A 24,163-nucleotide genomic window follows, 5' to 3' on the forward strand; every position below is an offset into this window, starting at 1 on the left:
GCACTTGTGGCAGCTTTCTTTTCTGATAATGAAAATGATATAGAGTCTATTTTACAAATAAATCAAACCTTTCAGGATGACGCGGTAGAGATAGAAAAATTAATTGAAAGGGGAAATTTAGACACTAATCCAAGGTTGAGCTTGAAACGGGCAGTTATTAGAAATGCTTTTTTTAGGACAGCAATTATTCGTATATATGACTACAGATGTGCCTTTTGTGGGCTAAAAGTAACTAAAAAAATAAATCAAAATATTGTGGATGGCGCACACATCAAGCCATTTTCACAGTTTTATAATAATAAAATTCATAATGGAATTGCTCTTTGCAAAAATCATCATTGGGCATTTGATAGGGGTTGGTTTGCTGTAGATGAGCAATACAAAATCATAGTTAGCAATAATTTGGAAGAAGTATCTCCCCATGCTAAACCTATAAAAGATTTTCATGGTGAAACAATACTTCTACCAAATAAAGAGCAACACTTTCCAGAACTGGAAGCGCTGCAATGGCATCGCCAAAATATATTTCAAGCATAATTACAGGATAGGTGGAAGTCCTACTGCTTTCGGTTCAACAAACTTACCATCAAAACCTATAGTTTTATCTTCCACAGTCCTAGCATCCGCCAAAGCCTTACGAAGTTCAGCACGTTCCATCTGTTCCTGAATTCCACCCAGAATGTAAACCAATAATTTCGCCGCTAAATCTCGTCCAGCAACCTGCACCCGCTTTTTATTTGGGTCATACAAAACCCCATACCAGAGAGATTGAGGATATTCCATACCACTAAAACCACCTTGCTGGTCAAACTTCCGCAGTTTCTTAAAAATATCTGCCAGGGAAAAACCTTTTTTAAAAACCAAAATTCCCAAAGCTTGCGCTAATGCAACTTGAGCAACTGGACGGAAAAGCATATTTCCTTCACCTCCATCTTTCTCAAAGCTGAAGCGCCGTAAAGCTGGTGTATCCTCATGTTCTAAAATCTTATAACTAGAAAGACTAGCCAAAGAATCAAATAGCTTTTTAAATTCCTCAATTCCCTGCTCAAGTTCTTCATCCTCTGGACGCATGGGAATTAGACCTTTCTCCAAAGGTTTCCAGTGAGGGAACTTTTGAGCCAAATATCGCTCAGACATATCTTGAAGAGCTTGCAAAGTGGTCAAAACTGTAGAATTAGAAGCCACTGTTGCACTATTCCAATTAACACGGGGATTGCGCTCTTGTCGTTGTTCTAATAGTGGATGTGTAACTGCAATTTTTCTAGCAACGATCGCAAAACCATCATCTTCATTCAACTGTGTTAGCTGACCTTTAGTCAAGGGTGCAGCCATCAGATTGACATGAACAAAAATCGATCTCACCCTCCGCCTCGCCTCGGTGCGAGTTTCCCCAGGCGCTACCGCACAGATGAACTCAATCCCAATTTTTTCCTTGGGTAAATTTTGCAAGTAAGCAAGGTCTACTTGGTACTTTTCTATCAAATCATTGACTGTAATAAAACTGTCATCAGCACCTTTATCTTTTTTATAGCGCTGGAGTTTGCGAGTTTTAATTAACTCCATCAACCCCTGTACCCCCATTAATCGGTGTTGACCATCTAGTGCATAAATAGTCACATCATCCTCAGAAATATTTAGCAGACCTACTTTAGCGTCTTTATCTAAGGGTATAAAATCAGTAGTAGACTTTGTGGCGCGTCCTTCGTTATCCCACTCAGCAGCTTTGGGATTATCCACCCACGGTTGATTAATTACTACTAGCACTGGCGGAAACTTGTGATTTTGTCGAGCTGCTAAATACTGCACTAGCGGTGCTTGACGTGACCAATCTAGGGGACGCTGCTGAATTTCATCAATACTATCCGCATCAATTTCGACATTATCAGTCTCAGGATTATACTTTTTTTGAAACAGAGGTAAGCCAGAGGCGAAGTGAACCCGACCTGCAAACCATTCCAAGGTAACAGAACTAACATAAGCCTCAGTACCACCCATCTCGGTTTTTTGAACGAGAATCTGATCTTTTCTCCCTAAAAACTTCTCCAGGAGTAAAGCTAGTACCTGTTTTTCCTTGTTTTCTCGTTCCAGGTACTCTCTAGCGATGTCAGCCGTTGGGTCAGATGCACTATCTTTCATGTTAAATTTTAAAAACAGAATAGGATTATGTCGTTTAATTATCCAAAATTTTGGATATTAGTAGTAAAGTTTTTAAAAACTTTTCTTCAACCCACGGAGGTGGGTTTTGTATGTATAGCCGCGAATTCTATTCGCCCGGATATTACGCCAGTGTTTCCAGAGAGAAGGAGAAATGACTACAGCACAACAAGCAGAAAATAAAAACCAGCAAACACGTACTGTAGCAGAGTTAGTGGACTACATCCAAGCTCTCACCATTGAAATTCAAGAATTGTATTGTTTGGATGAGATACCTTGGGTGGTGGGCTATTCGGGCGGCAAAGATAGTACTGCTACCTTACAGCTTATCTGGAATGCGATCGCAGCACTACCAGTTGAAAAGCGAAAAAAGATTATTCATGTTATTACAACTGACACACTAGTAGAAAACCCTGTAGTCTCTGTTTGGGTACGCAAATCCTTAGAAAGGATGAAAGTTGCTGCTCAAGAACAGAAAATGCCCATTGAACCCCATTTATTACACCCAGAAATCAAAGAGACATTCTGGGTAAGCTTGATTGGTAAAGGTTATCCAACGCCACGAGGAAAATTTCGTTGGTGTACAGACCGTCTGAAAATTCATCCTTCTAATCACTTTATCCGTGATGTAGTTAGAGTAAATGGGGAAGTTATTCTTGTTTTAGGTACGCGCAAGGCTGAAAGTATCAAGCGTGCTATCTCAATGGAAAAACATCAAGCAGGTAGCCTAAAAGACCGCCTCGTTTCTGAGATAAGTTCACCTACATCTTTGCTTTACCATAGTGCAAGCTTACCTAATTCTTTAATTTATAGTCCTATTGAAGATTGGCGTACTGATGAAGTTTGGATTTACCTAAATCAGTGGCAAAATCCTTGGGAATATAGCAATAAAGACTTGTTCACCATGTATCGAGGTGCTACAGCAGATAATGAATGTCCTTTAGTTGTTGATACTTCTACTGCTAGCTGTGGTGATTCTCGATTTGGTTGCTGGGTTTGCACAATTGTTAGTAAAGATAAATCAATGGAGGCAATGATTCAAAATGATGAAGAAAAAGAATGGATGCAGCCTCTATTAGATATTCGCAATGAATTAGATAATAGAGATGACCGCGATAAAAGAGACTTCCGTCGCATCTGGGGAGAAGTCCAACTTTTTGAACGTCATGTAGATGGTGAAACTTCTATTGAACCAATTCATGGCCCCTATACCAAATATTGGCGGGAACATTGGCTAAGACGATTATTAGAAGCGCAAACAAAAATCCGTCGTACAGCGCCAGAAAATATGCGCGATATCACCCTAATTACTCTCGAAGAAATGAGCGAAATTCGTCGCATTTGGCTAGAAGAAAAACACGAATTTGATGATAGCTTACCCCGGATTTATCAAGAAGTGACAGGCGAAGAATTTCAAGACCCCCGTCCTGGTGCAGACTATAGCCTACTAGGTCGTGATGAATGGATAGTATTAGAAGAAATCTGTGAAGGTGACGCGATGCACTTGGAACTCATGGCGAAATTATTAGACACAGAACGCCAGTATCGCAAAAAGACTCGTCGCGTAGGAATATACGAAACTCTAGAAAAATGTTTTAATACGAGTTCCCGTTCTCCAGAAGATGCGATTAAAAATGCTCGTTTGAAACGCGAATTAAGCGAAGCAGTTAGTCAAGGTGATGTTGCAAAAGTCAAGCAGATGACTTTGGGCGATGTTCCAGCAATCAATGAAGTCGATGAAGGTGACAGCGATGAAGAAGTAACTTGGGCAAGTATGAAATTTAAAAAGAAAGATTCAGAAGAATAAGAATAATATAATACCGGGCAAATACCGGGCGATTGGAAATCGCGGCTACACAGACGAAACCCACCTTCGTGGGTTAAAGAAAATGAGATCAAGTTTTACGCAATTGTATGTGCATTATGTTTGGGCGACTTGGGATAGATTGCCCATAATTACACCTGATATTCAGAAGGAAGTTTTCGGGGCAATTATTCGGGAATGTGAACAGTTAAAGTGTACCGTAATTGCTATTGGTGGTATTGAAGATCATGTCCATCTGCTAACGGGTTTTTCGCCAACCATCAGTATCTCTGAATTAGTTAAACAAATTAAGGGAAGTTCTTCCCATTTCATTACCCACGAAATCAAGCCAGGTGAGTTTTTTAAATGGCAAGGTAGCTATGGAGCTTTTACAGTGAGTCACGATGCTATTGATAATATAGCCAATTACATCAGAAACCAAGCTACCCACCATAGCCAAAAATCACTTATTCCCACCTGGGAACTAACTCCAAAATAAACCAAAAATTATGTATGAATTTAGTCCACGCAGGTGGACTTTGCCTGTGTAGCCGCGAATTCCATTCGCTTATAAACTCCGCTATTTAATAATCTTAAAAATCAATGATATTTCTTGAACTCGTTCTACAAAACTTTGGCCCCTACAGTGGCAAACAGGTAATCAATCTTAACCCAAAAATTGATGAGGAGAACTCACGCCCAATCATCCTATTAGGTGGGATGAATGGCGGCGGAAAAACTACCCTTATGGATGCCATTCGTCTCGCCCTTTATGGCCCCCGCGCTCAATGTTCTACCCGTGGTAATTTAAGTTATAGCGATTTTCTCAATCAATGCGTTAACAATAAAATAGATCCAGTTGCAGACACCCGAATTGAGTTGCTTTTTGAACATATTGAAAATGATAAACCAATAAAATACCGCGTTGTGCGTAGTTGGACAAAAAATCCTAAAGACGGTAAAGATACATTAGGTATTTTAGGCGACAGTGATACCTGGCCTGATGCTTTAGTTAATATCTGGGATGAATATATTGAAAATCTTTTGCCATTAGGGATTTCTAACTTATTTCTCTTTGATGGTGAACAAGTTAAAGAACTTGCAGAACAGGAAACACCACCACCAGTTGTAGTAGACGCAATACGCGGACTTTTAGGTTTAGAGTTAGCAGATCGTTTAGCAGTTGATTTAGATATTTTAGTTAACCGTAAACTTAAAGAAGTTGGTAATAGTAAGGATTTAGCTAACCTAGAGGAAATTGAAACTAGATTAACCCAACAGCAAGAAGATTATCAAACAACAGAAGAGAAAGTAGAAATTCTCAAAAATCAGGTAGAAGAATTAGAACAAAAGCAGCAAGAAGCCTTTGATAAATTCATTTCTGAAGGTGGGAAGATTGCAGCCGAACGCAATCAACTAGAACTACAACAGCATACAAAAACTGCGGAGATCGAACAAGTACGTCAGTCGATGTGTGAATTAGCGGCTGATGTCTTACCTCTGGCATTAATTCCCAATTTGCTTACTCAGGCGCAAGCACAGGGAGAAAAAGAATTTCGCCATCAACAGGTACAGATTTCTAAAGATTTGTTAATTGAGCGAGATCAGCGCTTACTTACTTGGCTAAATCAAGTAGAAATTTCTCCGATAGAAGTTGAAAAAATCCAATCATTTTTAATCCAAGATGTAGATAGTTTATATGCAAAGACTATCCAGACAGAAGCACCTTGGTTATTAGCTGATGATGAAACTTTAAGCCAGATAGATAATCTCATATATCACTTACAAAACTCTAAACTTTCTGCAAAAGAAAAATTAGCTGTTCTCAAAAATAAAGAAGAAGAAATTCATACTCTAGAAAGGCAAGTGCAAACAGCAGCAGCACCAGAAGATTATACAAAGCTGCGTCAAGCACTAGAAGCGGCGCAAAATCAAGTTGTTGAAGCTAAAGCAAATTACGAAACAATTCGCCGCCGTTTAGCTGAATTAGAAACTATTATTGCTAAGTCAAAAAGAGAATTAAGTGATTATACTGTAGAAAATATTAAGCATAAAAATAGCGAACATATTATTACCTCTGCGGCTAAAGTTCAAAATACACTCAAGATTTTTCGGGAAAAATTAACTCTGCGAAAACTCAATAAATTAGAAGAAGAAGTTAAAAATTGCTTCCTTTATCTTCTCCATAAATCAGACTTAGTGCATCGTATCACTATTGATACTAAGACTTTTAGCCTTTTGCTTTACGATTTAAATGGTAAACCTGTTCCTAAACATCGTTTATCAGCAGGCGAAAAACAACTACTTGCGATCGCATTCCTCTGGGGTTTAGCCAAAGTCTCTGGACACCGCCTACCAGTAGCAATTGATACGCCACTAGGTAGACTAGACTCCTCTCACCGCAGCAACTTAGTTGAACGTTACTTTCCATCCGCCAGCCATCAAGTAATTTTGTTATCTACGGATACTGAGATTGGCAAGAAAGAAGTAGAAACATTGCGAGAAAACGAAGCGATCGCCCGCGAATATCTCCTCAAATACGACTCTTCCACTCGTCAAACAACAGTGGTAGAAAATCAATATTTTTGGTAGTAGATATCGTCTAAAAAAGATATTTACAATATATATCACGACCTTTGGAAAGTAGATAAGCAATTATGAACTCAACCCATGTATTAAAAATAGAGAATGATCTACGTGTTCTGTCATTAGAAGAATTAGAATGGTTATTAGAACGGATCGCAAAACAAGTGCAAGAAAGAAAGCAAATAGTAAATAAATTCACTGATGTTAAATATATGAATGAACAACTAGTTGCAATGGCTAGTGATTTAGATATACAAACAGAAATTACCACTCTTAATAATGAATTTAGTATTACAGAAATGGATGGGTTAGAAAAGCTGTGAGCATCGAGAGAGGACAAATTTATTTTGTCAATCTTAATCCAGTTCTGGGTCGAGAACAGGCAGGAACAAGACCAGTTTTAGTTTTATCTATAGAGGCTATCAATCAATTACCTTTGGTTGTGACTGTAGTTGTCGGTACGAAAGGAACAAATATTAAGCGTGATTATCCAACTAATATACGAGTCTCGCCAGGTGACAGTGGATTGCTTATAGAAACAGTATTCTTGTCTTTTCAAATTCGTTCTTTAGATCCAAATCGCTTTCCTGCTGATCCATCTGGCAAACTTTCTGACTCCAAGATGCTTGAAGTTGAAACTGCGGTTCGCTACTGTTTGGGTTTATGAACGAAAATTACCTCAATTTTTAGGAAGATAATGGAATCACCTATTGAAAGAATAAAACTCTCTCAAACAGCCAAAGACCAACTTACCAAACTGAAGCGCAGCACCAAAATCGACCAATGGAATATCCTATGCCGTTGGGCCTTTTGTCGTTCTCTGGCAGAAGCAACGACACCCTCCCCCGTCCCAATCCCCCAGGATAGCAACGTCGAAATGAGTTGGCGCGTCTTTGGCGGCGAAATGTCCGATATACTCCTTCTCGCCCTCAAGCAACGCTGTCATAATGACGGTTATCCCACCGATAAAGAAACCCTTGCTATCCAATTCCGCTTACATTTGCATCGCGGTATTGGCTACTTAGCAGGCGATCCAAATATCAAGAAAATTGAAGATTTAATTGAACTAGCGGTTAAAAATTGAAAGGATATTAGTTGACTGTTAACTGTTCACCGTTAACTGACAATTAATATTATGCCTGAAGCGCTAGAAATTGAGCGTCATAGAGCTGCGATCGCTCGCATTGATATATCTCGCCCTGTACGATTGGCTATAGAAGGCTCAATCCTCAATCAAGACACCACTTTTTTTGACTACGGCTGCGGCTACGGTGGTGATGTGCAGCGAGTAAAAAACTTAGGCTACACCAGTGCAGGTTGGGACCCTTACTACTATCCTGATGTCCCACGCACTCCTGCCGATGTGGTCAACTTGGGTTATGTCCTCAACGTCATTGAAGATTCAGAGGAACGCCGTCAAAGCCTGATCCAAGCTTGGGAACTCACCGGGAAAGTTTTAATTGTCGCGGCTCAAATACTGATTAACGCTCCCAGCAAAACCCAACTTGCTTACAATGATGGCATTGTGACGCGCCGCAATACTTTTCAGAAATATTACGAACAACAAGAACTCAAAACTTATATTGATGAAGTCCTAAATGTCGATGCAGTACCGATCGCACTAGGCGTATACTTTGTTTTTCGAGATGAAGCTGAAAAAGAAAGTTACAAGGCTATCCGCTTCTTTTCTGCGACCTCTACACCGCGAGTCCGTATCCCCATCAAGCGGTTTGAAGACTATCAAGAACAGCTGCAACCACTCATGGCTTTCTTTACTAAACGCGGTAGATTACCTGTAAAAGGCGAATTGGAAAATGAACAGGAATTACTCAGCGAATTTGGTAACTTTCGCCGCGCCTTTGGTGTAGTTTTGCAAGCTACTGATGAGGCTGAATGGGATGCGATCGCTTATCGTCGTTCTCTGGATATCCAAGTTTATCTCGCCCTCACCCACTTTGATAAACGTCCGGCATGGCAAAAACTAGCCCCAGAAATGCGTCACGATATCAAAGCCTTTTTTAGTAGTTATGAAGAAGCTTGTCAAGTAGCCGACCAAAAGCTTTTCAGCTTAGGTAAACCTGGAGTGATTCAAACTGCTTGCGAAAAAAGCAAAATTGGTAAACATACGCGTGGTGCGCTTTACGTCCATGTTTCTGCATTAGCAGCGCTTGACCCCATACTACGAATTTGTGAAGGTTGTGCTAGCCGTACCATTGGCCGGATCGATGAAGCCACGTTGATTAAATATCACACTGATAAGCCGCAAATATCCTATCTGTCTTACCCCGAATTCGACACTGACCCCCATCCAGCGTTAAAAGCCAGCATAGGTATTGATTTAAAAACCCTCTTCGTCACTCACCGAGACTACGAAACCAGGGCAAATCCGCCGATTTTGCACCGCAAGGAAACATTTGTTACCAGTAACTATCCACGCTACGAAGAATTTGCTAAACTCACCCAACAAGAACAGGAATTAGGGCTGCTTAACCAAAAAAGCGACATTGGTACGCGTGAAGGTTGGGAAAAATGCCTTGCCACACACAGAGTAGAAATCAGGGGGCATCAGGTTTATCCAATTCAAGAAAGTTAATAAAACGCTGACACTATAAGGTTATCCTGAATTTGTATTTAACCCAAGTAAATCTTGGTAGTTTGTCATGTTTGCAGGAAATCATACAGCAGCTATGGCAGGTTTCAATACCCGATCGGGATTAATAAGGAACTGCTGCCGCTTCGATAATTCAAACCTTTATAGGTACTAATTACATGATATACGTTTACATTTCCTCGTTGGATTTTATTGATATTTCCTCAAAAGAGGCAAAAAATTGAACCTATGAGGAAAATTAAATCGCTACTGGGAGTTTTCGGTAGTCGCAAGATGGCGGCTTTATTATTTTTAGGTTTTTCATCGGGTTTACCGTTATTGTTAATCGGTAATACCTTAAAGGCTTGGATGACCGTAGAGAAGGTAGATTTAGCCGCTATTGGTTGGTTTAGCCTTGCGAGTTTGCCTTATTCCTTAAAATTTTTGTGGTCGCCATTGGTAGACAGGTTCACCTTACCAATTTTGGGACGACGACGGGGTTGGTTAATTTTGACGCAGATTGCTTTGATTGTAGCGATCGCATTCATGGCTTTCCAACAACCCAAACAAGCATTACAACTACTAGCAATCAACGCCATAGTCATTGCCTTTATCAGTGCAACTCAAGATATTGCCGTTGATGCCTACCGTACCGACGTTTTAGAAAAGCTAGAAATGGGTGCTGGTGCAGCAGTTTTTATCTTAGGTTATCGAATTGCCCTGTTAGTCGCAGGTGCTTTAGCCTTGATACTTGCTGACAAACTACCTTGGTCATCGGTTTACTTGTTTATGGCAGGGACGATGGTAATTGGTATTTTCGCCACCTTGTTCGCACCGGAACCCAAGGAAATTAGCCCTCCAGCTTCTCTGGTTGATGCTGTCATCTTGCCCTTTGGGGAATTTTTTCAGCGTCAAGGGATTATCAAAGCAATTCTAATGCTTGCATTCATTACCTTATACAAGCTAGGTGATGCTTTGTTGAGCAATATGACCACGCCTTTTTTGCTGCAAACTGGTTTTACCAAAACCGACATTGGGGCAATTCAAGTGGGGATGGGGTTAATTGCCACGATTGTAGGTGCTTTAGCAGGTGGTTCAATTTTGAGTGCTATTGGCATCAATCGATCGCTTTGGGTTTTTGGTATTCTACAAGCAGTAAGTAATTTAGCTTACTTTTTTCTAGCATACATCGGTAAAAACTACCAAGCTATGGTACTTGCCATCAACGTAGAACAATTTTGTGGTGGATTGGGGACAGCAGCCTTTGTTGCCTTTTTGATGAGTCTTTGTAACCAGAGGTTTTCCGCAACCCAATATGCTTTGTTATCCAGCTTAATGGCTGTCAGCCGCGATATTCTGTCGGCCCCTGGAGGCGCGATCGCTCAAAGTACGGGTTGGCCTGTATTTTTCTTAATTACCATCGCCGCCGCCGTACCAGGACTACTGCTATTACCAGTATTTGCCCCCTGGAACCCTCAGCCAGTGGCAGTATCCAGACCAGGACTTGAGGACGAAGAAGAGGATATATGGGGAATCAAGTAGTTATTGCTGTCGGTACATTCATCCTCTTACTTACTGGTTTATTACTTGGCTATGTTCTCTCGCAGTTAGTTCTAGGATTTCTAGCATTTAACCTCTTAACTTTTTTCGGAACACTCAGCCTAATTTTAATTTTTGGGACACTTTATTACGTTTTATTTTGGCAGTTACGAAGAGATCAGTCCCGACCATCAACTATAAATCAAGGAATACCAAACCAGGTAGACGATGGTGTATCTGATAGCTATCTAAAAAACAGACTGATCGCTAAATTATCTGGTGACACTGCCGCAGCCGAACGGTTAATTGAACAGGCAAAGGAAACTTATCCTGGGATGCCGGAAAATTGGTATTGCGAAAGAGTGCTTGATGACTTAGAACGCAGCTAATAGTGCTGCGGGAGCAGGAGCAGGGAGCAGGGGGACAAGGGGACAAGGGGACAAGGAGAATAATTATACTCAATTCCCAATTCCCCATTCCCCATTTCCATATACAGAAAATTGCTAAAATAAAGAATACTTCATAAATCTTCAGCTAAGTTCTCGTAAGAGTTCCTAGCCCTCTTTGTAATTAAAATATGGCTATTTTTCGTCAATACATCGCTCCACTGCTTGTAGTTTTGGTATTTGTCTTTGCCCTAGTCGCAGTTAGCGCCCGCATATTTTTACCCTCTGATATGGCAGCACCCGCACCAATTGAAGAGGTTGGGGTAAGTTCTCAACCCACTCCCGCTAATTTGCCACCAGCAATCCAAAACTCAGCTAGTTAACTCAATAAACGCCAGAAGTGTCTGAGCAACTACTACCGGGGTATATTATTCGCCGTGGTTCCTTATTGGAGCGATCGCTACTGCTTAAGTTCATGCACCGAACTTACCAGGATCTCTTTCCCAATGAGGATTTTTCTCACCTAGAGCAAACGGTTAAGCAATACTTTTCTAGTGATACGCCTTTGTGGTGGGTAGAAGAGGATGGGGAGCAGGGGGACAAGGGGACAAGGGGACAAGGGGACAAGGAGAATAATTATAGTCAATTCCCAATTCCCAATTCCCAATTCCCCATTGCTTGCCTTTGGGTGGGCAATGCCATAGATCAAGTGCAGGGTAATCGTCATGCTCACATCTTTATCCTCTACGTTGTACCAGAACATCGGCGGCAAGGTGTTGGTACAGCCTTGATGCAATATGTAGAAAATTGGGCTATTCAAAGAGGCGATCGCCAGATTGGATTACAAGTGTTTCAATCAAACAAACCCGCATTAAATCTTTACAATCAGTTAGGTTATCAAACCCAATCCCTGTGGATGGTAAAATTCCTGAGTGCAGAAAAATAAAATAGAGGATAGCCGTAATATACTTTAGTGTTTGAGTATGTGGCGGTTCTCGTTTGGATAAAATTCGACGAGGGGAAAAGAAAGTGTATAATTACGCAACTTATAAAGTTTTAACTTATTGGCACGGGGGATTATGTGTTAATCCCTTTTCGGGATTGAAATGAAATTATGTATGACGAAGACGATCTAAGCCTACTCGATATTGAGGAGGAACTAGAAAGCCCCCTAGATAAAATAGAGCCATTAACTGACGATTCAGTTGTGGTGAAGCCCGATCCTGAAGTAATGCTAGCCCTCCTGGAAAATCCCCAGCCCCAGCAAAGAATGCTAGCGGCGCGTGCTTTTTGTGATATAGAAGATGCGCGTGCTACCCCCCATCTGATTCGCCTGTTAACTGATATTTGTCCCTTAGTCCGGGTCAGCGCATCTTATGCTCTCGGACGCAATCCCAGTTCAGAAGCAGTGGCTCCATTAATTGCTCAACTAAACAGTGATTGGAATGGCTACGTGCGTAAAGGCGTTGTTTGGGCTTTAGGAAACTGTCGCGATCGCCGTTCTTTACCGCCCCTAGCAGATGCCTTAAGAACTGACATTTCCGCAGTGCGTTTGTGGGCTGCTAGCGCCTTAGCACAGATGGCAGAGGTTGGTTATGAAGCAGTTATTGGGGCAATTCCACCATTAATTGAAGCCTTAGTCAAAGATCCTGTGGCAGCAGTGCGGAGTAACTGTGCTTGGGCAATTGGTCAACTGTGCCGCGAACTACCTTCTAATGTAGTTTATGCCACAGCAATCGATGCTCTAATTCAAGCCTTTGCCGAGGATCAAGATTTGGGAGTCCGAGAAGATGCGAAAGCTTCACTGTTAGGAGTGGGTGATCCACGTGGCTTACAGCTGATTGAAACCTTGGAACAAGAAGGATGGTTTTGATTGGGCAAAACAATTCTGAGTGCTGAGTTAGGAGTTAGGAGTTTTCTTTTGTCCCCTTGTCCCCTTGTCCCCTTGCCCCCTTGTCCCCATGCCCCCTTGTCCCCTGCTCCCCCATTCCTTACTGTCCTTCAGCTACAGATTTGACCAAATTTAAGTCATAAGGGCGCTCAGTATCATCTTCGCCCAAATACTCACCATTTTGAATTTCCAGAATAACTAGCGGGATATGTCCAGGATTTTCTACCTTATGTAGGGTTGCTGCGGGAACATAAGTTGATTCGTTTCGATTCAGTAATATTTCCGCATCGCCACAAGTAACCTTAGCTACACCGGAAACTACAACCCAATGCTCATTACGGTGGTAATGAATTTGTGGTTTAATGCCGTGTCTGGGCTTGATTTCAACACGGCTAATTCTATAGGTATCTCCCTCTTCGATCACCTCCACCTCACCCCAGTATCGTGTGCCTGAATGTGGAGGCAATTCGTTGGTATTTGACTGAGTATTATTTTCGTTGGGAGTCATAATGAATTTCTCAACCAGATAAGTATTAGTATTTTTCTGTAATTTATCAGTAAACGGGATAAACCTGGATAGGGAGATACAGTCACAACTGCTGTAACTTTACTCTAGGGAATTATTTATTCATCCCCCCGTATATTGAATCCGATAAATCCGATTATTAGCTTCTTCTGTTAGTAGTAAACTGCCATCTGGCAGCACTAGTAAACCTACAGGTCGTCCCCAAGTGGTTGGTACAGAAGGATTTAGTAAAAAGCCTGTGAGAAAATCTTCGTAATAGCCAAGCGATCGCCCCTTAGCATCGAAGGGAACAAATACAATTTTATAACCAGTACCGCGATCGCGGTTCCAAGAACCACGAAAAGCAACAAAAGCACCGTTTTGGTATTTTTCTGGAAATGTTTTCCCATCATAAAACTGCAAACCCAATGCTGCTGAATGCGCTTGGAATAGGACATCTGGCGTTTGAGTACGGGCTGCTAATTCGGGGCGTTTACTTTTGCCATCCGTTTTTTGACGCGGATCAAGGTTGTTTGGTGTCAGATAAGCATAAGGCCAGCCATAAAATGCCCCCTGTTTAACCCGTGTCAAATAGTCTGGAACCAAGTCATCACCGATTCCATCGCGTTCGTTAATACTGGCGTAAAGTTCCTTAGTTACAGGATGAAAATCTAGACCAACAGGGTTACGCAAGCCGGAAGCGAAAGTTTGTTGCTGGGAACCATCTAAATTCATTATCTGTATCGAAGCCCGTGGTAGGGGTTCCTCATCTACATTAGTTCCCGATCCAACTGAGACATATAATTTATTGCGATCGGGTGAGACAACGACATTGCGCGTCCAATGATTGTTATAACCTTGAGCAGGCAAGTCGGCGATTTTTTCCCCTTTACCTGTAATCTTGTTTTGACCTTGAGTATAGGGAAAACGCACCACAGCATCTGTATTCCCCAGAAAAAAGGAATTATCTGCAAAAGCCATACCAAAGGGTCTATTGAGTCCGTTGTCCCCACTAGCAAAGGTTTCTCGAACATCGGCTACGCCGTCACCGTTGCTGTCACGTAACAAACGAATTCTGTTTTGCCCGGTTTCAGTCACCAGAACATCACCATTGGGAGTTAAAGCTAGCCAACGTGGGGCATCTAAACCTTCGGCAAAAACGTTAACTGTAAAGCCTTGTGGTACGCGCAGCACTGGATTTTGCGGAATAGGCACAACTTCAGGCTGCTTGGAAGCACTTTCTGTTGCAAAGGGTGCTGGTAAATTCTTCAGATTGATACGGATAGGTGTAGGCGAAAGTGCTTCAGTACGAACAATATTTTTTGGCTTTGGCTGTGTAGGATTCTGTGTCGGTTGGGCAGAAGGTACAGATTCTTGTGATGTGGGATTATCTGATGAAGCGCGAGTCTGGTTACACGCTGCTGTCAAGGTTAGTAACAAAACTGGCAGCAAGAAACGCGCAGAGACTTTCATGGCGGTAGACACTATGACACAATTTTCTTACTTTAGACTTGAGACTTAATAATTGTCACCAGTCTAAAGTCCGATTTTTCTTACTTAGTAAAACTATCAGAACATTAAAGACTAGGAAAATAATTCCCAATTCCCCCTTCCCAATTCCCCCTTCCCAATGCCCAATGCCCAATTCCCAATCTTTATGCATATAAGCATTTGTTAGTCAATAAAAAATTTTCAAACTCTGCTGCTGGTAATGGACGACTAAATAGAAAACCTTGCATAGAATTACAGTTTTGTTGACGCAAAAAAGCAAGTTCTGTTTCCGTCTCTACACCTTCAGCGATTACATTTAGATTGAGATTGTGACCCATTTGAATTAATGCTTTAGTAATTGCTGATTTTTGGGGATCATTAGCAACATTATGGATAAAATAACGGTCGATTTTTAATGTATTAATTGGTAAGTTTTTAAGATAGATTAGAGAAGAATAGCCTGTACCAAAATCATCGATCGCAATTTTGATACCCAAGGATTGCAATTTGCTCATAGTAGCGATCGCACTATTTACGTCTTGCATAATCATACTTTCAGTTAGTTCTAGCTCTAAGTCATTTGGTTCCAAATTATTAATAGTTATAAAATTGACTATTTTTTTAATAAAATCTGGTTGATTAAATTCAATTACTGACAGATTGACAGCAACAATCAAGGAATTAATTCCGGCATCACGCCAGATTTTTATTTGTTTACATACACTTTTTAATACCCATTTACCGATTGGGACAATTAAACCCGTAGACTCTGCTAACGGGATAAATTCTGTTGGGTAAACTATCCCCAATTCTGGGCTTTGCCAGCGCAATAAACTTTCAGCAGCTACTATTTTCCCAGAACCAATATCGACTATTGGTTGATAATAAATTTCAAATTCTTGAAATTTATGTTGTTTGATAGCTCGGTGCAAGCAAATTTCTAACAACTGCATTTTAGGAGACAAGTTGTTAATTGTAGTCTGAGTAGCTAAATATCTTTTTAAAGTAGCGTGCTTTTCCAACCGATTCATGATGGCACTTAATAACTCAGCCCGACTAAAGGGCTTAGTTATATAGTCATCTGCCCCCATATCCATACCTTGACGAAAGTCAGATTTGGCAGATTTGGCAGTGAGAAAAATGAAGGGAATTGTTGCCGTTGATGGATCTTGGCGTAACGCGCTTAGAACGCCATAACCATCAATTTCTGGCATCATCATATCACAGAGAATTAAGTCAGGAACTTCACAGATAGCCAAATGCACGCCGATCCTACCATTAGCGGCAGCAATGGTTTCAAAATCCTCAGCTTCTAGCAAATCTAAAATATTTTCACGGACTGCTTCCTCATCTTCTATTATTAAAATTTTGGGCATAAGTTACCTCAATTTATTTTTTATTATTTAATGATATAATCGCAGTAAACTTTGTACCAAATTCCGATGTACTTGTGACAAAGATTTTATGTTTGTAGATAGCTATAGTTTTTTTTTACAATTAACATTTATAATCGAATAGAAATGGCTAGTCCAAAAGCCAGAATATTTAACTGTTTTCCACACTTGATAACCCGTGATAGCGAAAACATTTTTGTTCATAAATTTACTAGCAAAATCTTCCCAATTCTTGCAGATGTAAGTTTCTGCTGGGCTGGAGAAGAATAAATATTGCAAATGTTGAAAATTTTCAAGTAGCGTCCACCATATTTCCCAATATGAACGCCTAACTAAATCTTGTAGTTGTAGCTTGCTAAAGTTGAGTGCTGTTTGGTTCGCTTTTAGCACGATGCTTTCTGCTATTAGCAATCCGATAAACTGGAAAGTGGCGTTGAAGATAGTGCGAAATCGTCTTTCACCCTCACGCAATGCTACTTCTGCTACATGGGAGGTACTATTCACAGAAACTCCAATGAGGTGATTCGATTTGTCGTGTCTGTCAGTACTATAGCGCGTGCTAGTGACCATTTGTACTTGGGTAATTGTCTCTTAACGAGAATTTGATATCCTACCTCAAATGAACTAAGACTGGTGTCAATACTTGTCGGGTTTTGGGGAAAACGGGAAGGTTAAAGGGGAAAGGAAAAACCTTTAACCTTTACCCTTTAACCTTTTCCCAAACCCAGTTTCGAGTTAAAATGCTTAACTGAGCAGTATTGATACTGGTGTTACCTCTAGTTTTATATATCAAAAAATAGTTATCTAAAGCTGCTTATATTAAGTATTCTCCAATATTTTGGCCCTAAATAAATAGGAATATTTAGGATATAAACACAGCAAAAATTGTGTTAAGAATTACAAAGTGGCTTATATCCTGGTAGTTCTGAATTGGGAAGATACAAAGAAGAAACTTGTTCAATGATTCTCCCTTGTCCCTTTTATCTCCCCCTACTCCCCTGCCTCTCAATACTTTTCGGTGAAGGGGGAAAGGGGAAATGGAAAGGGTTTAAATTTGCCTTTACTCCTTACCCTTTAAGCTTTCCCAAGACCAAAAGAGAGATTGTTGGGTTTATCCGAAAAGTATTGCCATGCCTCTTCACTAGGGATGCAACTGCACCCGCCGTTCGCCGTAACGCAATAGTCTTTCTATAGTTACAAGCCGATTTTCCCAAACTTTGACTTGATAGGAATTCGACTTAATTTCTTGGCTCATCAATACTCGAAATTGAGACTGGAATCGAGTTAGGGAGGCTTTTGCCACCAGTAAATTACCAGGAGAAGGGGAAGCAGCAAGCTGATTTAAAGCACTGCGTAAAACTTCTGCCTGGTTGTTAAAATCTGATATTGTCTGGGCAGGTCTTTCTGGTGGGTCATTTTGGAAAACAAACTTCCATTCCCGTTGCAGCGCGGTGTAACGGATGGCGGCAGTTTGAAAAGGTTGGCGGTGGGGAATCGGTTCACTTTTTGTAGATTGAACTCTGCCTTGGGTACTAATAAAAAGTTTTTGTAGATCGTTATTAAAATTCTCTGCGGCAAAGAGTGCGTAACCACTGACTGGCAAGTCTCTTACCAACTGGAGTTGATCGAACGTCCCGATTGTTGGTAAAGAAAGTAAGCGAATTCCTGGCACTAACAATGTAGCTCCCAATTGTTTAGAGGCGATCCAGGGTTGGGCTAGTCGTTGAAAGCGAGAAGTATCTAGAGCATAAGTCATGGGAACGATTAAATCCACATCTCCCCGCCTTGCCCAAGTTTCCCAGTTTTGTTGAATTTTCTGAATCCGCTCTTGTTCTGGCAAAGGGAATACTGCAACCGACAAAATCAAATTCGGTCGTTTTTGTCGCAACTGCTCTGATACTTTGGCAACAAAGCTATCAACTTGCTCAGTGCGAAATTTCGTCCACTTTTGCCATAGTTCTGGTTGACTGGGGGAAATATTTATCGGATCTATGCCAGTAAGTTGCTGAAACTGCGCTCTTGCAGCTTTGCCATAGCCATAAATTCGACCTGCTGATGGGTCTTGAAACGGGTAGCGAATGTAGTCTAGCTGTAGACCATCCACGTCATAGCGAGTAACGATTTCCTCGTACAGCTTGAGTAAGTACTGCCGCACTTCGGGGTTGGCTGGGTCAAAGAATGGCTTAGTCTGTCCAACGGGAATCATGTTGCCAAGATTATCGTAGTTTGCCCAATCGGGATGAGCCGCCAGTACTGGCCCTGGATAATTTGGACTAACGTTGATAATCTCATTGTGCCGTTGATTGCCAGCAGCAAAAGTCCAAACCCAAGCGTGTAATTCCATGTCGCGCTCATGGGCTAATTTGACCGCATCTTTCAGTGGGTCCCACCCACGAATTAAGGGGTTTTGCTCTTTTGCAACTTGGCTGGGATAAATGGTATAGCCTGCATTAACAGTTTCAAAGAAGACAGTATTAATCCCAGTTTGGGCCAAGCGATCAAAAATTTGGACTAGTCCCGCCTTGCTACCAGCACGAACAATCGTCCCCCTATCTAACCAAACTGCCCGAATTTCTGGTTGAGCCAACCTCCGATCAACTGGGAACTGCTGCCACAAAATTGTCTTTGCTGCCAGCCACTGCTGACGAGCTAGAGCATAGTTTTTTTGGGCAATCAATTGGGGTAAGTTTTTGGCAATTACCCTGACTTGTGCCAAGGCTTGTTCTTTGCTTGTGGCTAGCCCCCCCAATTTAGTTGAGGCTAATTGTATTGGCTGCTCCTTGACAGATTGGGCGGTGTAGGTTTCCAGATGCCTAGAGGACTGTTTTCCCTCAGATATGCCAACGCCTTCCTTAACCGCATCGGCTGACACCGCTAAATGAGCGCTTTCCACCCGGCCAATGAGATTTTCTAACTCTTGTTGGAGAGCGATCGCTTGATTGTTGTCAATCGGCTCATTGGAGTTGGGTGCAACATCTAGACGCACCGCCTGTTCCAGCTGATCAATGGCCTCTTGGGAACTTGGTGGTTTAACTATAGGAAGCGCTCTCGGTATGGGAGCAGTAGCAGTTTTAGAAGGAGGGGATAAGGGAGATGAACTACTCGTCTGTCCCTCTGCCCCTCTACTCCCCTGCTCCCCTGCTCCCCTGCCCCCTGCTCCCTGCTCCCCTACCCCCTGCCCCCTCGGTGCAGCCGCTACTGTTGTAGAGCAGTTTGGGGAACCTCCCGCTATTTTTTTCATCCGATTCGATGGTGCTAGCGCTGTCAAATAATGATTGATAGAAGCTTTTAACCAGGCATTATCTAACTCTGCTGCTGAGGCTGTATCTGTTCCCCAGCGCCAGCCTAAAAAGGTAGTACGCTCAGTTGTCACTACTGCGGCTGGATTATCTTTGGAATTCCAAACAGCAGGAGATTCAGTGCCCATACCATTAGGAATCACAACGCCGCCGCGGATTTTGCCAAAGAGTTCAGTTTGATTTGCCCATTCTGGAATCTTGGTTTTTGTGGGCTTGATCTGTTCTATTTCACTGAGGCTGAATCCCCAATAACCTCCCAAGAGCGATCGCAATAACTGCCGTACTCCTGGCGATGACAAACTACCTACGGGGCCGCTAGCAATCAAGCGCCCTCCCTTACTCATCCATTCTTCAAGAGCGATCGCTTGGGTTGGCGTTAATGTCTCAACGTTTGGCAAAAATAATACCCGGCGATCGCCCCAATCTGCACCACTCTTGACATCTGTTAGGGGAATTACACAATATTTCACCCCGATTGTCTGCAAGCGATCAGTTATCCCTGTCCATTGATTCGCATTTTCTTGGCTATGCACTACGCTCAATACAGGTTCTTCAGTCGCTGCCGTGACTGGCAAAATACTATAACTATTTAAAATTAAAAAGTTAAAACTTAAAATGAAGAATCCGGCTTTCTTTATGTGAGAATTTGCCTTTTCATGAAACTCTTTCCGATTCTTCACTACTGGCTCCTCAGTGGATTAATTATTAGGCATTACTTCTTATTTATCATCTAGCATAACAATAAATTACCTCCGAAAAACAACTGATCTTTGATAACTAAACCTGAACAAAATTGGAAACGCATGTTTGGATTAAATCTTCAACTCCTGCTAGTGGGAAAATTTTTGTATTTAGTCTGCCAGCTAATTCCTCAATACTCATATCATCTAAAAACACTAATTCCCCATTTTTTAACATGACATTGGGTAGCAAAATCCCATCACCTAAATCTTGCTCTTCTAAATTTAAAAGTAAATCATGACCAGTTAGTAATCCGGTTACACTGATAGTTTGTCCCCAATAATCACTACATAAAGCACGCATATTGACCTCTAAACCCTCAACACAATTTAAGCGTTTCAAAATTGGTTGAAATGCTTTTTCTACGGCGTTGCCCACTACCCAGGTCAATTTTCTTTGAGGATATACTTTTGGCGGGAGTAATTCTGCTGCAACGGTGGCAAATTGCTTGATAAATAGTTGAATCGAACCAACTCCGTTATCAATTTGGGGATATTCTTCATATTCAGACTCGCTGGGTAATTCTTCACCTGCAATCAAAAACCACTCATCGGCTAACCAAACAACGCTAGAACCAAATTGTTGGCGAAATTGCCGTGAGAGCATTTGCACTTGAGAAATCACTTCTTGAGCTTTTTCTCTAGTTACAGGTATGAGTTCATCCTCTGGAGGGCGAAACCGTGTCAACCCAACTGGCACAACTGCCACTGATGCCACCGCCGGAACTTCACCAGTATGAAAAGACGTTAAATCTTTAAGAGTTTGTTCCAGATGTTTGCCATCATTTATACCAGGACAAACAACAACTTGAGCATGAATTTGTAGTCGCCTTTTTTGAAACCACTTCAGTTGTTGCAAGATTTGTCCCGCACGCTGATTTTTTAGCAGCCTAATTCTCACATCAGCTTCTGTCGCATGAACAGAAACATACAACGGTGACAAGCGCATTTGCTCAATTCGCTGCCATTCTCTTTCTGACAAATTGGTCAGGGTAAGATAAGAACCGTATAAAAAGCTCAGACGATAATCGTCATCTTTTAAGTACAAACTGGTGCGCTTACCTGGTGGCTGTTGATCTATAAAGCAAAATGGACAGCGATTATTGCACTGAATTAAACCATCAAATAGGGCAGTTTCAAATTCTAGCCCCAAGTCTTGATCATAATCTTTTTCGATTTCCAGAGTATGAGTTTTCCCAGTAGCATCTAAAACTTCTAGTTCTAAAACTTCATCCGCACACAAAAACTGATAATCAATTAAATCACGGGGACGTGTACCATTGATTGCAACGATCGCATCCCCAGTCTCAAAGCCAATCTCCTCGGCTATTGAGTCTGGTAGAACCTTGGTAATTCGGGCAGGATTAATATTCATGGGAATTGGGAATTGGGAATTGGGAATTGGGCATCGGGCATTAGTCATTTACTTTGGACTAATGACTAATGACCAATGACTATTATTTAATTATCCTTTCCAACCTGCTGCGATCGCAGCTAAAATGGCGCTACCGAATGCTAATCTATACCAAACAAAAACCAAAGTGTTTTTGGTTTGCAAGTATTTGATCAAAAATGCAATTGATAGGTAGGAAAAAATAAAGGTTGAAATAATCCCCACAATTAACAATCCCACAATGTTATCTGGTAACTGTTGGGCTTGAAATAATTTGAAGATTTTCAAACTTTTATACAGTGTAGCAATCGTAAGAGTTGGAAACCCTAACAAAAATGAGAATTTCGCTGCTGTATCGCGTTCTAATCCTAAAAATAAGGCAGTCGTCAATGTTGAGCCAGAACGAGATACACCCGGAATTAAAGCAAGTGTTTGTCCCAATCCAACTAAAATACCATCCCGAATTTGCAGTGAATCAAAACCTCGCTTGCGAGTACCAATTTTTTCTGCCAAAGCTAGTAAAAGAGCCATGATGATTGACATGATGGCAATAATTAATGCACTCTCTGGTAGAATGTCTTTCAAAAGAAAGCCGAAAATTAAGGCAGGCAATGTTCCGACTAAAATACCAACTAGAATTTTCCACTCCTCACGTTGCCAATCTTTCTCTTTGAATGCTTCGATTCCACCTTTGATAATACTAGAAATCAGCGACCAAAAATACCCCACAATAGCGATAACACTGCCAAATTGAATGGCATCAACAAAATCTTTAGAACCTAGTTCTTTCCAACCAAATACTTTGGTAAAAATCAAGAGATGTGCAGTACTGCTAATAGGTAAAAACTCTGTAATACCTTGAACAATACCCAAAATAAAAGCTTGAATAAACTCCATAGCAATTAATACCTTTTTTCTGTTCTAGACATGATTATGAACATTGTCTAGATGATGATGTTGCTTTATATACTCTCTACTGCACCTAATATCTTATAGAAAATTCGATTTTACCGATCAATAACATCATCTAAGACGCTGACCATGTTCTTACACCCACCTGAATAAGTCAACGAAATTTTGCCAGTTCATCAAACTTTAATATTTAGCGGACTGATGCCGTCATGGGGCAGGGATCAGGGGGACAAGTCAGAGGGGGGAGACAAGGGAGAATTATTGAATAAGTCTCCCTTGTCTCCCCCTGCTCCCCTAATTTTTCATTAGTCTCTACCCGCACTCCGGGAAATGTCTGTATAATTACAATGCCCCAGGGGGGGATTTTAAAATGTGATATCTTAAATAAGATAAAGTTTAGTAACAAATATTAAAAACTTTGATTAATAATACACTGTCCTCCTACACTGCTTCTACACCTTCCATTGATACTGAGTTGGATTTGGCTGATACTGGGCAGAATGGCATCAGGCAATTGGAATCTGCACTCTCCTTTTCTCCCTCTTTGCCCTTATCTATTTCTGCCCGACAAAATTGGTTAGTGTTTGCGGCGGCGGTGTTTTTGGTATCAGTGCCAGTATTTGTTGAAGCGCCAATAGTGCGATCGCTACCAACTCTCAGTTTAGCGCTGACAGCATTTTGGGTGTGGCTAAGTTTTACCTTAATGTCACGTCCTGCAACTTATGTCTGGGGCGATTTGCTCTTAGGATTTAGCTGGAGTTGGTTAGCAGGAGCGATTTATTGGGGCTGGTTACGTTGGGAACCTGTATGGCATCTACCAGTAGAATCTATAGGCTTACCGTTTGCTTGCTGGTGTCTAGCGAAGAGTTGGGGCAAGGTTGGTAGCTGGTTTTATTTAGGATCTTTATTCGGTACAGTTTTAACAGACGTATATTTTTATCTAACCGACTTGATGCCTTCTTGGAGGCAAATTATGAGAGTAGATGCAGATTTAGCACCACAAATCTTACACAATGCCCTGATGCAAGTACAAACACCTTGGGGACAAACTTGGGCCATAGTTCTTGCCTTAGTGCTGTTAACAGTCGGAATTTTAGCATTAGGTAGAAAGCAAAAACACTGGTATGCCTTTGGTGGCGCAGTTTTAAGCACAATTTTAGTAGACAGCCTATTTTTGTTAGCTGCGATCGCAGCGTGAATAAATCAGGATTCACAAAATTGCAATGATCCTCTAGGCTTCTCTTAGCAAAACTTTTTCCAGTCAGTCTATGGCACATCAAGAATGATGCCGTCAATAATTAATTAGTTAAGAAATATTACATAACAGTCCATCAGCCTCAAGTCTTCTTGCTAGGTTATTCGGTATTAGACATCAGACGGCTTCGTTTCTACTTGAAAGCTAAAATCAGCCACCCCGAAAAGATTTCGTCTCGTTGCGAATGCTACCGGGATCATTGATAGAAGCCTATTACAGCTATA

At 41.3% G+C, this 24,163-nt stretch carries 22 protein-coding genes; 14 read left to right on the plus strand and 8 right to left on the minus strand.

Features of this window, described 5'->3' with window-relative positions:
- The first annotated feature begins 6 nt into the window (after window positions 1-6).
- Window positions 7-537 (plus strand): HNH endonuclease, encoded by a 531-nt coding sequence (locus GJB62_RS38215; protein ID WP_309472812.1) that lies wholly within the window; start codon window positions 7-9, stop codon window positions 535-537.
- Here the strand turns inward: GJB62_RS38215 and GJB62_RS21565 are convergent, their stop codons facing one another.
- Entirely contained in the window at window positions 538-2,136 is a 1,599-nt protein-coding gene (locus GJB62_RS21565) for a DGQHR domain-containing protein (protein WP_114082719.1), read from the minus strand.
- Window positions 2,137-2,308: 172 nt separating this feature from the next.
- Between GJB62_RS21565 and dndC the strand changes: the two genes are divergently transcribed.
- The 12 genes from dndC to GJB62_RS21625 all read left to right on the plus strand — a co-directional run bounded on the left by dndC (window position 2,309) and on the right by GJB62_RS21625 (window position 12,932).
- A complete protein-coding gene (dndC, locus tag GJB62_RS21570; protein ID WP_114082720.1) occupies window positions 2,309-3,961 on the plus strand; it encodes a DNA phosphorothioation system sulfurtransferase DndC in 1,653 nt (550 codons plus the stop codon).
- A gap of 82 nt (window positions 3,962-4,043) precedes the next feature.
- Window positions 4,044-4,457 carry an IS200/IS605 family transposase gene (gene tnpA / locus GJB62_RS21575; protein WP_114082721.1) on the plus strand — a complete coding sequence of 138 codons (414 nt, stop codon included), beginning with the start codon at window positions 4,044-4,046 and terminating at the stop codon, window positions 4,455-4,457.
- 104 nt (window positions 4,458-4,561) lie between these two features.
- Window positions 4,562-6,550 (plus strand): DNA sulfur modification protein DndD, encoded by a 1,989-nt coding sequence (gene dndD, locus GJB62_RS21580; protein WP_114082722.1) that lies wholly within the window; start codon window positions 4,562-4,564, stop codon window positions 6,548-6,550.
- A 65-nt stretch (window positions 6,551-6,615) separates the two neighbouring features.
- Window positions 6,616-6,867, plus strand: coding sequence for a hypothetical protein (locus GJB62_RS21585; protein ID WP_114082723.1), 252 nt, complete (start codon window positions 6,616-6,618; stop codon window positions 6,865-6,867).
- Window positions 6,864-7,211, plus strand: coding sequence for a type II toxin-antitoxin system PemK/MazF family toxin (locus GJB62_RS21590; RefSeq protein ID WP_114082724.1), 348 nt, complete (start codon window positions 6,864-6,866; stop codon window positions 7,209-7,211). The genes GJB62_RS21585 and GJB62_RS21590 overlap by 4 nt, the downstream gene beginning before the upstream one ends.
- 30 nt (window positions 7,212-7,241) lie before the next feature.
- Window positions 7,242-7,628, plus strand: a complete 387-nt coding sequence (gene dndE, locus GJB62_RS21595; protein ID WP_114082725.1) for a DNA sulfur modification protein DndE — start codon at window positions 7,242-7,244, stop codon at window positions 7,626-7,628.
- A gap of 51 nt (window positions 7,629-7,679) precedes the next feature.
- Window positions 7,680-9,137 (plus strand): DNA phosphorothioation-associated putative methyltransferase, encoded by a 1,458-nt coding sequence (locus GJB62_RS21600; protein WP_114082726.1) that lies wholly within the window; start codon window positions 7,680-7,682, stop codon window positions 9,135-9,137.
- A 246-nt stretch (window positions 9,138-9,383) separates the two neighbouring features.
- On the plus strand, window positions 9,384-10,676 hold the full coding sequence (locus GJB62_RS21605) for an AmpG family muropeptide MFS transporter (protein WP_181852863.1): 1,293 nt from the start codon (window positions 9,384-9,386) through the stop codon (window positions 10,674-10,676).
- On the plus strand, window positions 10,661-11,062 hold the full coding sequence (locus GJB62_RS21610; protein ID WP_114082727.1) for an ABC transporter permease: 402 nt from the start codon (window positions 10,661-10,663) through the stop codon (window positions 11,060-11,062). The genes GJB62_RS21605 and GJB62_RS21610 overlap by 16 nt, the downstream gene beginning before the upstream one ends.
- A 188-nt stretch (window positions 11,063-11,250) precedes the next feature.
- Complete coding sequence (locus tag GJB62_RS21615; protein WP_114082728.1) at window positions 11,251-11,442, plus strand: hypothetical protein; 192 nt, start codon at window positions 11,251-11,253, stop codon at window positions 11,440-11,442.
- Between the two features lie 17 nt (window positions 11,443-11,459).
- A complete protein-coding gene (locus GJB62_RS21620; RefSeq protein ID WP_114082729.1) occupies window positions 11,460-12,005 on the plus strand; it encodes a GNAT family N-acetyltransferase in 546 nt (181 codons plus the stop codon).
- Window positions 12,006-12,173: 168 nt separating this feature from the next.
- A complete protein-coding gene (locus tag GJB62_RS21625) occupies window positions 12,174-12,932 on the plus strand; it encodes a HEAT repeat domain-containing protein (RefSeq protein ID WP_114082730.1) in 759 nt (252 codons plus the stop codon).
- Between the two features lie 118 nt (window positions 12,933-13,050).
- On the opposite strand, the gene GJB62_RS21630 is transcribed toward GJB62_RS21625, so the two are convergent.
- The 7 genes from GJB62_RS21630 to GJB62_RS21660 form a co-directional block, all read right to left on the minus strand.
- On the minus strand, window positions 13,051-13,458 hold the full coding sequence (locus GJB62_RS21630) for a phosphomannose isomerase type II C-terminal cupin domain (protein ID WP_114082731.1): 408 nt from the start codon (window positions 13,456-13,458) through the stop codon (window positions 13,051-13,053).
- A 120-nt stretch (window positions 13,459-13,578) separates the two neighbouring features.
- Window positions 13,579-14,928, minus strand: a complete 1,350-nt coding sequence (locus GJB62_RS21635; RefSeq protein WP_114082732.1) for a sorbosone dehydrogenase family protein — start codon at window positions 14,926-14,928, stop codon at window positions 13,579-13,581.
- A 182-nt stretch (window positions 14,929-15,110) separates the two neighbouring features.
- Window positions 15,111-16,322: an EAL domain-containing response regulator gene (locus tag GJB62_RS21640; protein WP_114082733.1), complete on the minus strand. Its 1,212-nt coding sequence runs from the start codon at window positions 16,320-16,322 to the stop codon at window positions 15,111-15,113.
- Between the two features lie 102 nt (window positions 16,323-16,424).
- Entirely contained in the window at window positions 16,425-16,844 is a 420-nt protein-coding gene (locus GJB62_RS21645; RefSeq protein WP_147262520.1) for a hypothetical protein, read from the minus strand.
- A gap of 637 nt (window positions 16,845-17,481) precedes the next feature.
- Window positions 17,482-20,319, minus strand: coding sequence for a family 10 glycosylhydrolase (locus GJB62_RS21650; RefSeq protein ID WP_114082735.1), 2,838 nt, complete (start codon window positions 20,317-20,319; stop codon window positions 17,482-17,484).
- A 97-nt stretch (window positions 20,320-20,416) separates the two neighbouring features.
- Window positions 20,417-21,754 carry a TIGR03279 family radical SAM protein gene (locus GJB62_RS21655; protein WP_114082782.1) on the minus strand — a complete coding sequence of 446 codons (1,338 nt, stop codon included), beginning with the start codon at window positions 21,752-21,754 and terminating at the stop codon, window positions 20,417-20,419.
- Window positions 21,755-21,844: 90 nt separating this feature from the next.
- Window positions 21,845-22,669 (minus strand): undecaprenyl-diphosphate phosphatase, encoded by an 825-nt coding sequence (locus GJB62_RS21660; protein ID WP_114082736.1) that lies wholly within the window; start codon window positions 22,667-22,669, stop codon window positions 21,845-21,847.
- Between the two features lie 433 nt (window positions 22,670-23,102).
- Between GJB62_RS21660 and GJB62_RS21665 the strand changes: the two genes are divergently transcribed.
- The gene (locus GJB62_RS21665) at window positions 23,103-23,882 is read left to right on the plus strand and encodes a DUF3120 domain-containing protein (protein WP_179074473.1); all 780 of its coding nucleotides are present in this window, start codon (window positions 23,103-23,105) and stop codon (window positions 23,880-23,882) included.
- The last annotated feature ends 281 nt before the right edge of the window (window positions 23,883-24,163 follow it).

This window comes from Nostoc sp. ATCC 53789 (assembly GCF_009873495.1).
GTDB lineage: Bacteria > Cyanobacteriota > Cyanobacteriia > Cyanobacteriales > Nostocaceae > Nostoc > Nostoc muscorum_A.

Bases quoted from the DNA above. Each gene is read 5' to 3' on its own strand.
- GJB62_RS21565 (WP_114082719.1), bottom strand. From the start codon at position 2,136: ATGAAAGATAGTGCATCTGACCCAACGGCTGACATCGCTAGAGAGTAC.
- dndC (WP_114082720.1), top strand. From the start codon at position 2,309: ATGACTACAGCACAACAAGCAGAAAATAAAAACCAGCAAACACGTACT.
- tnpA (WP_114082721.1), top strand. From the start codon at position 4,044: ATGAGATCAAGTTTTACGCAATTGTATGTGCATTATGTTTGGGCGACT.
- dndD (WP_114082722.1), top strand. From the start codon at position 4,562: ATGATATTTCTTGAACTCGTTCTACAAAACTTTGGCCCCTACAGTGGC.
- GJB62_RS21585 (WP_114082723.1), top strand. From the start codon at position 6,616: ATGAACTCAACCCATGTATTAAAAATAGAGAATGATCTACGTGTTCTG.
- dndE (WP_114082725.1), top strand. From the start codon at position 7,242: ATGGAATCACCTATTGAAAGAATAAAACTCTCTCAAACAGCCAAAGAC.
- GJB62_RS21600 (WP_114082726.1), top strand. From the start codon at position 7,680: ATGCCTGAAGCGCTAGAAATTGAGCGTCATAGAGCTGCGATCGCTCGC.
- GJB62_RS21605 (WP_181852863.1), top strand. From the start codon at position 9,384: ATGAGGAAAATTAAATCGCTACTGGGAGTTTTCGGTAGTCGCAAGATG.
- GJB62_RS21610 (WP_114082727.1), top strand. From the start codon at position 10,661: ATGGGGAATCAAGTAGTTATTGCTGTCGGTACATTCATCCTCTTACTT.
- GJB62_RS21615 (WP_114082728.1), top strand. From the start codon at position 11,251: ATGGCTATTTTTCGTCAATACATCGCTCCACTGCTTGTAGTTTTGGTA.
- GJB62_RS21625 (WP_114082730.1), top strand. From the start codon at position 12,174: ATGTATGACGAAGACGATCTAAGCCTACTCGATATTGAGGAGGAACTA.
- GJB62_RS21630 (WP_114082731.1), bottom strand. From the start codon at position 13,458: ATGACTCCCAACGAAAATAATACTCAGTCAAATACCAACGAATTGCCT.
- GJB62_RS21635 (WP_114082732.1), bottom strand. From the start codon at position 14,928: ATGAAAGTCTCTGCGCGTTTCTTGCTGCCAGTTTTGTTACTAACCTTG.
- GJB62_RS21640 (WP_114082733.1), bottom strand. From the start codon at position 16,322: ATGCCCAAAATTTTAATAATAGAAGATGAGGAAGCAGTCCGTGAAAAT.
- GJB62_RS21655 (WP_114082782.1), bottom strand. From the start codon at position 21,754: ATGAATATTAATCCTGCCCGAATTACCAAGGTTCTACCAGACTCAATA.
- GJB62_RS21660 (WP_114082736.1), bottom strand. From the start codon at position 22,669: ATGGAGTTTATTCAAGCTTTTATTTTGGGTATTGTTCAAGGTATTACA.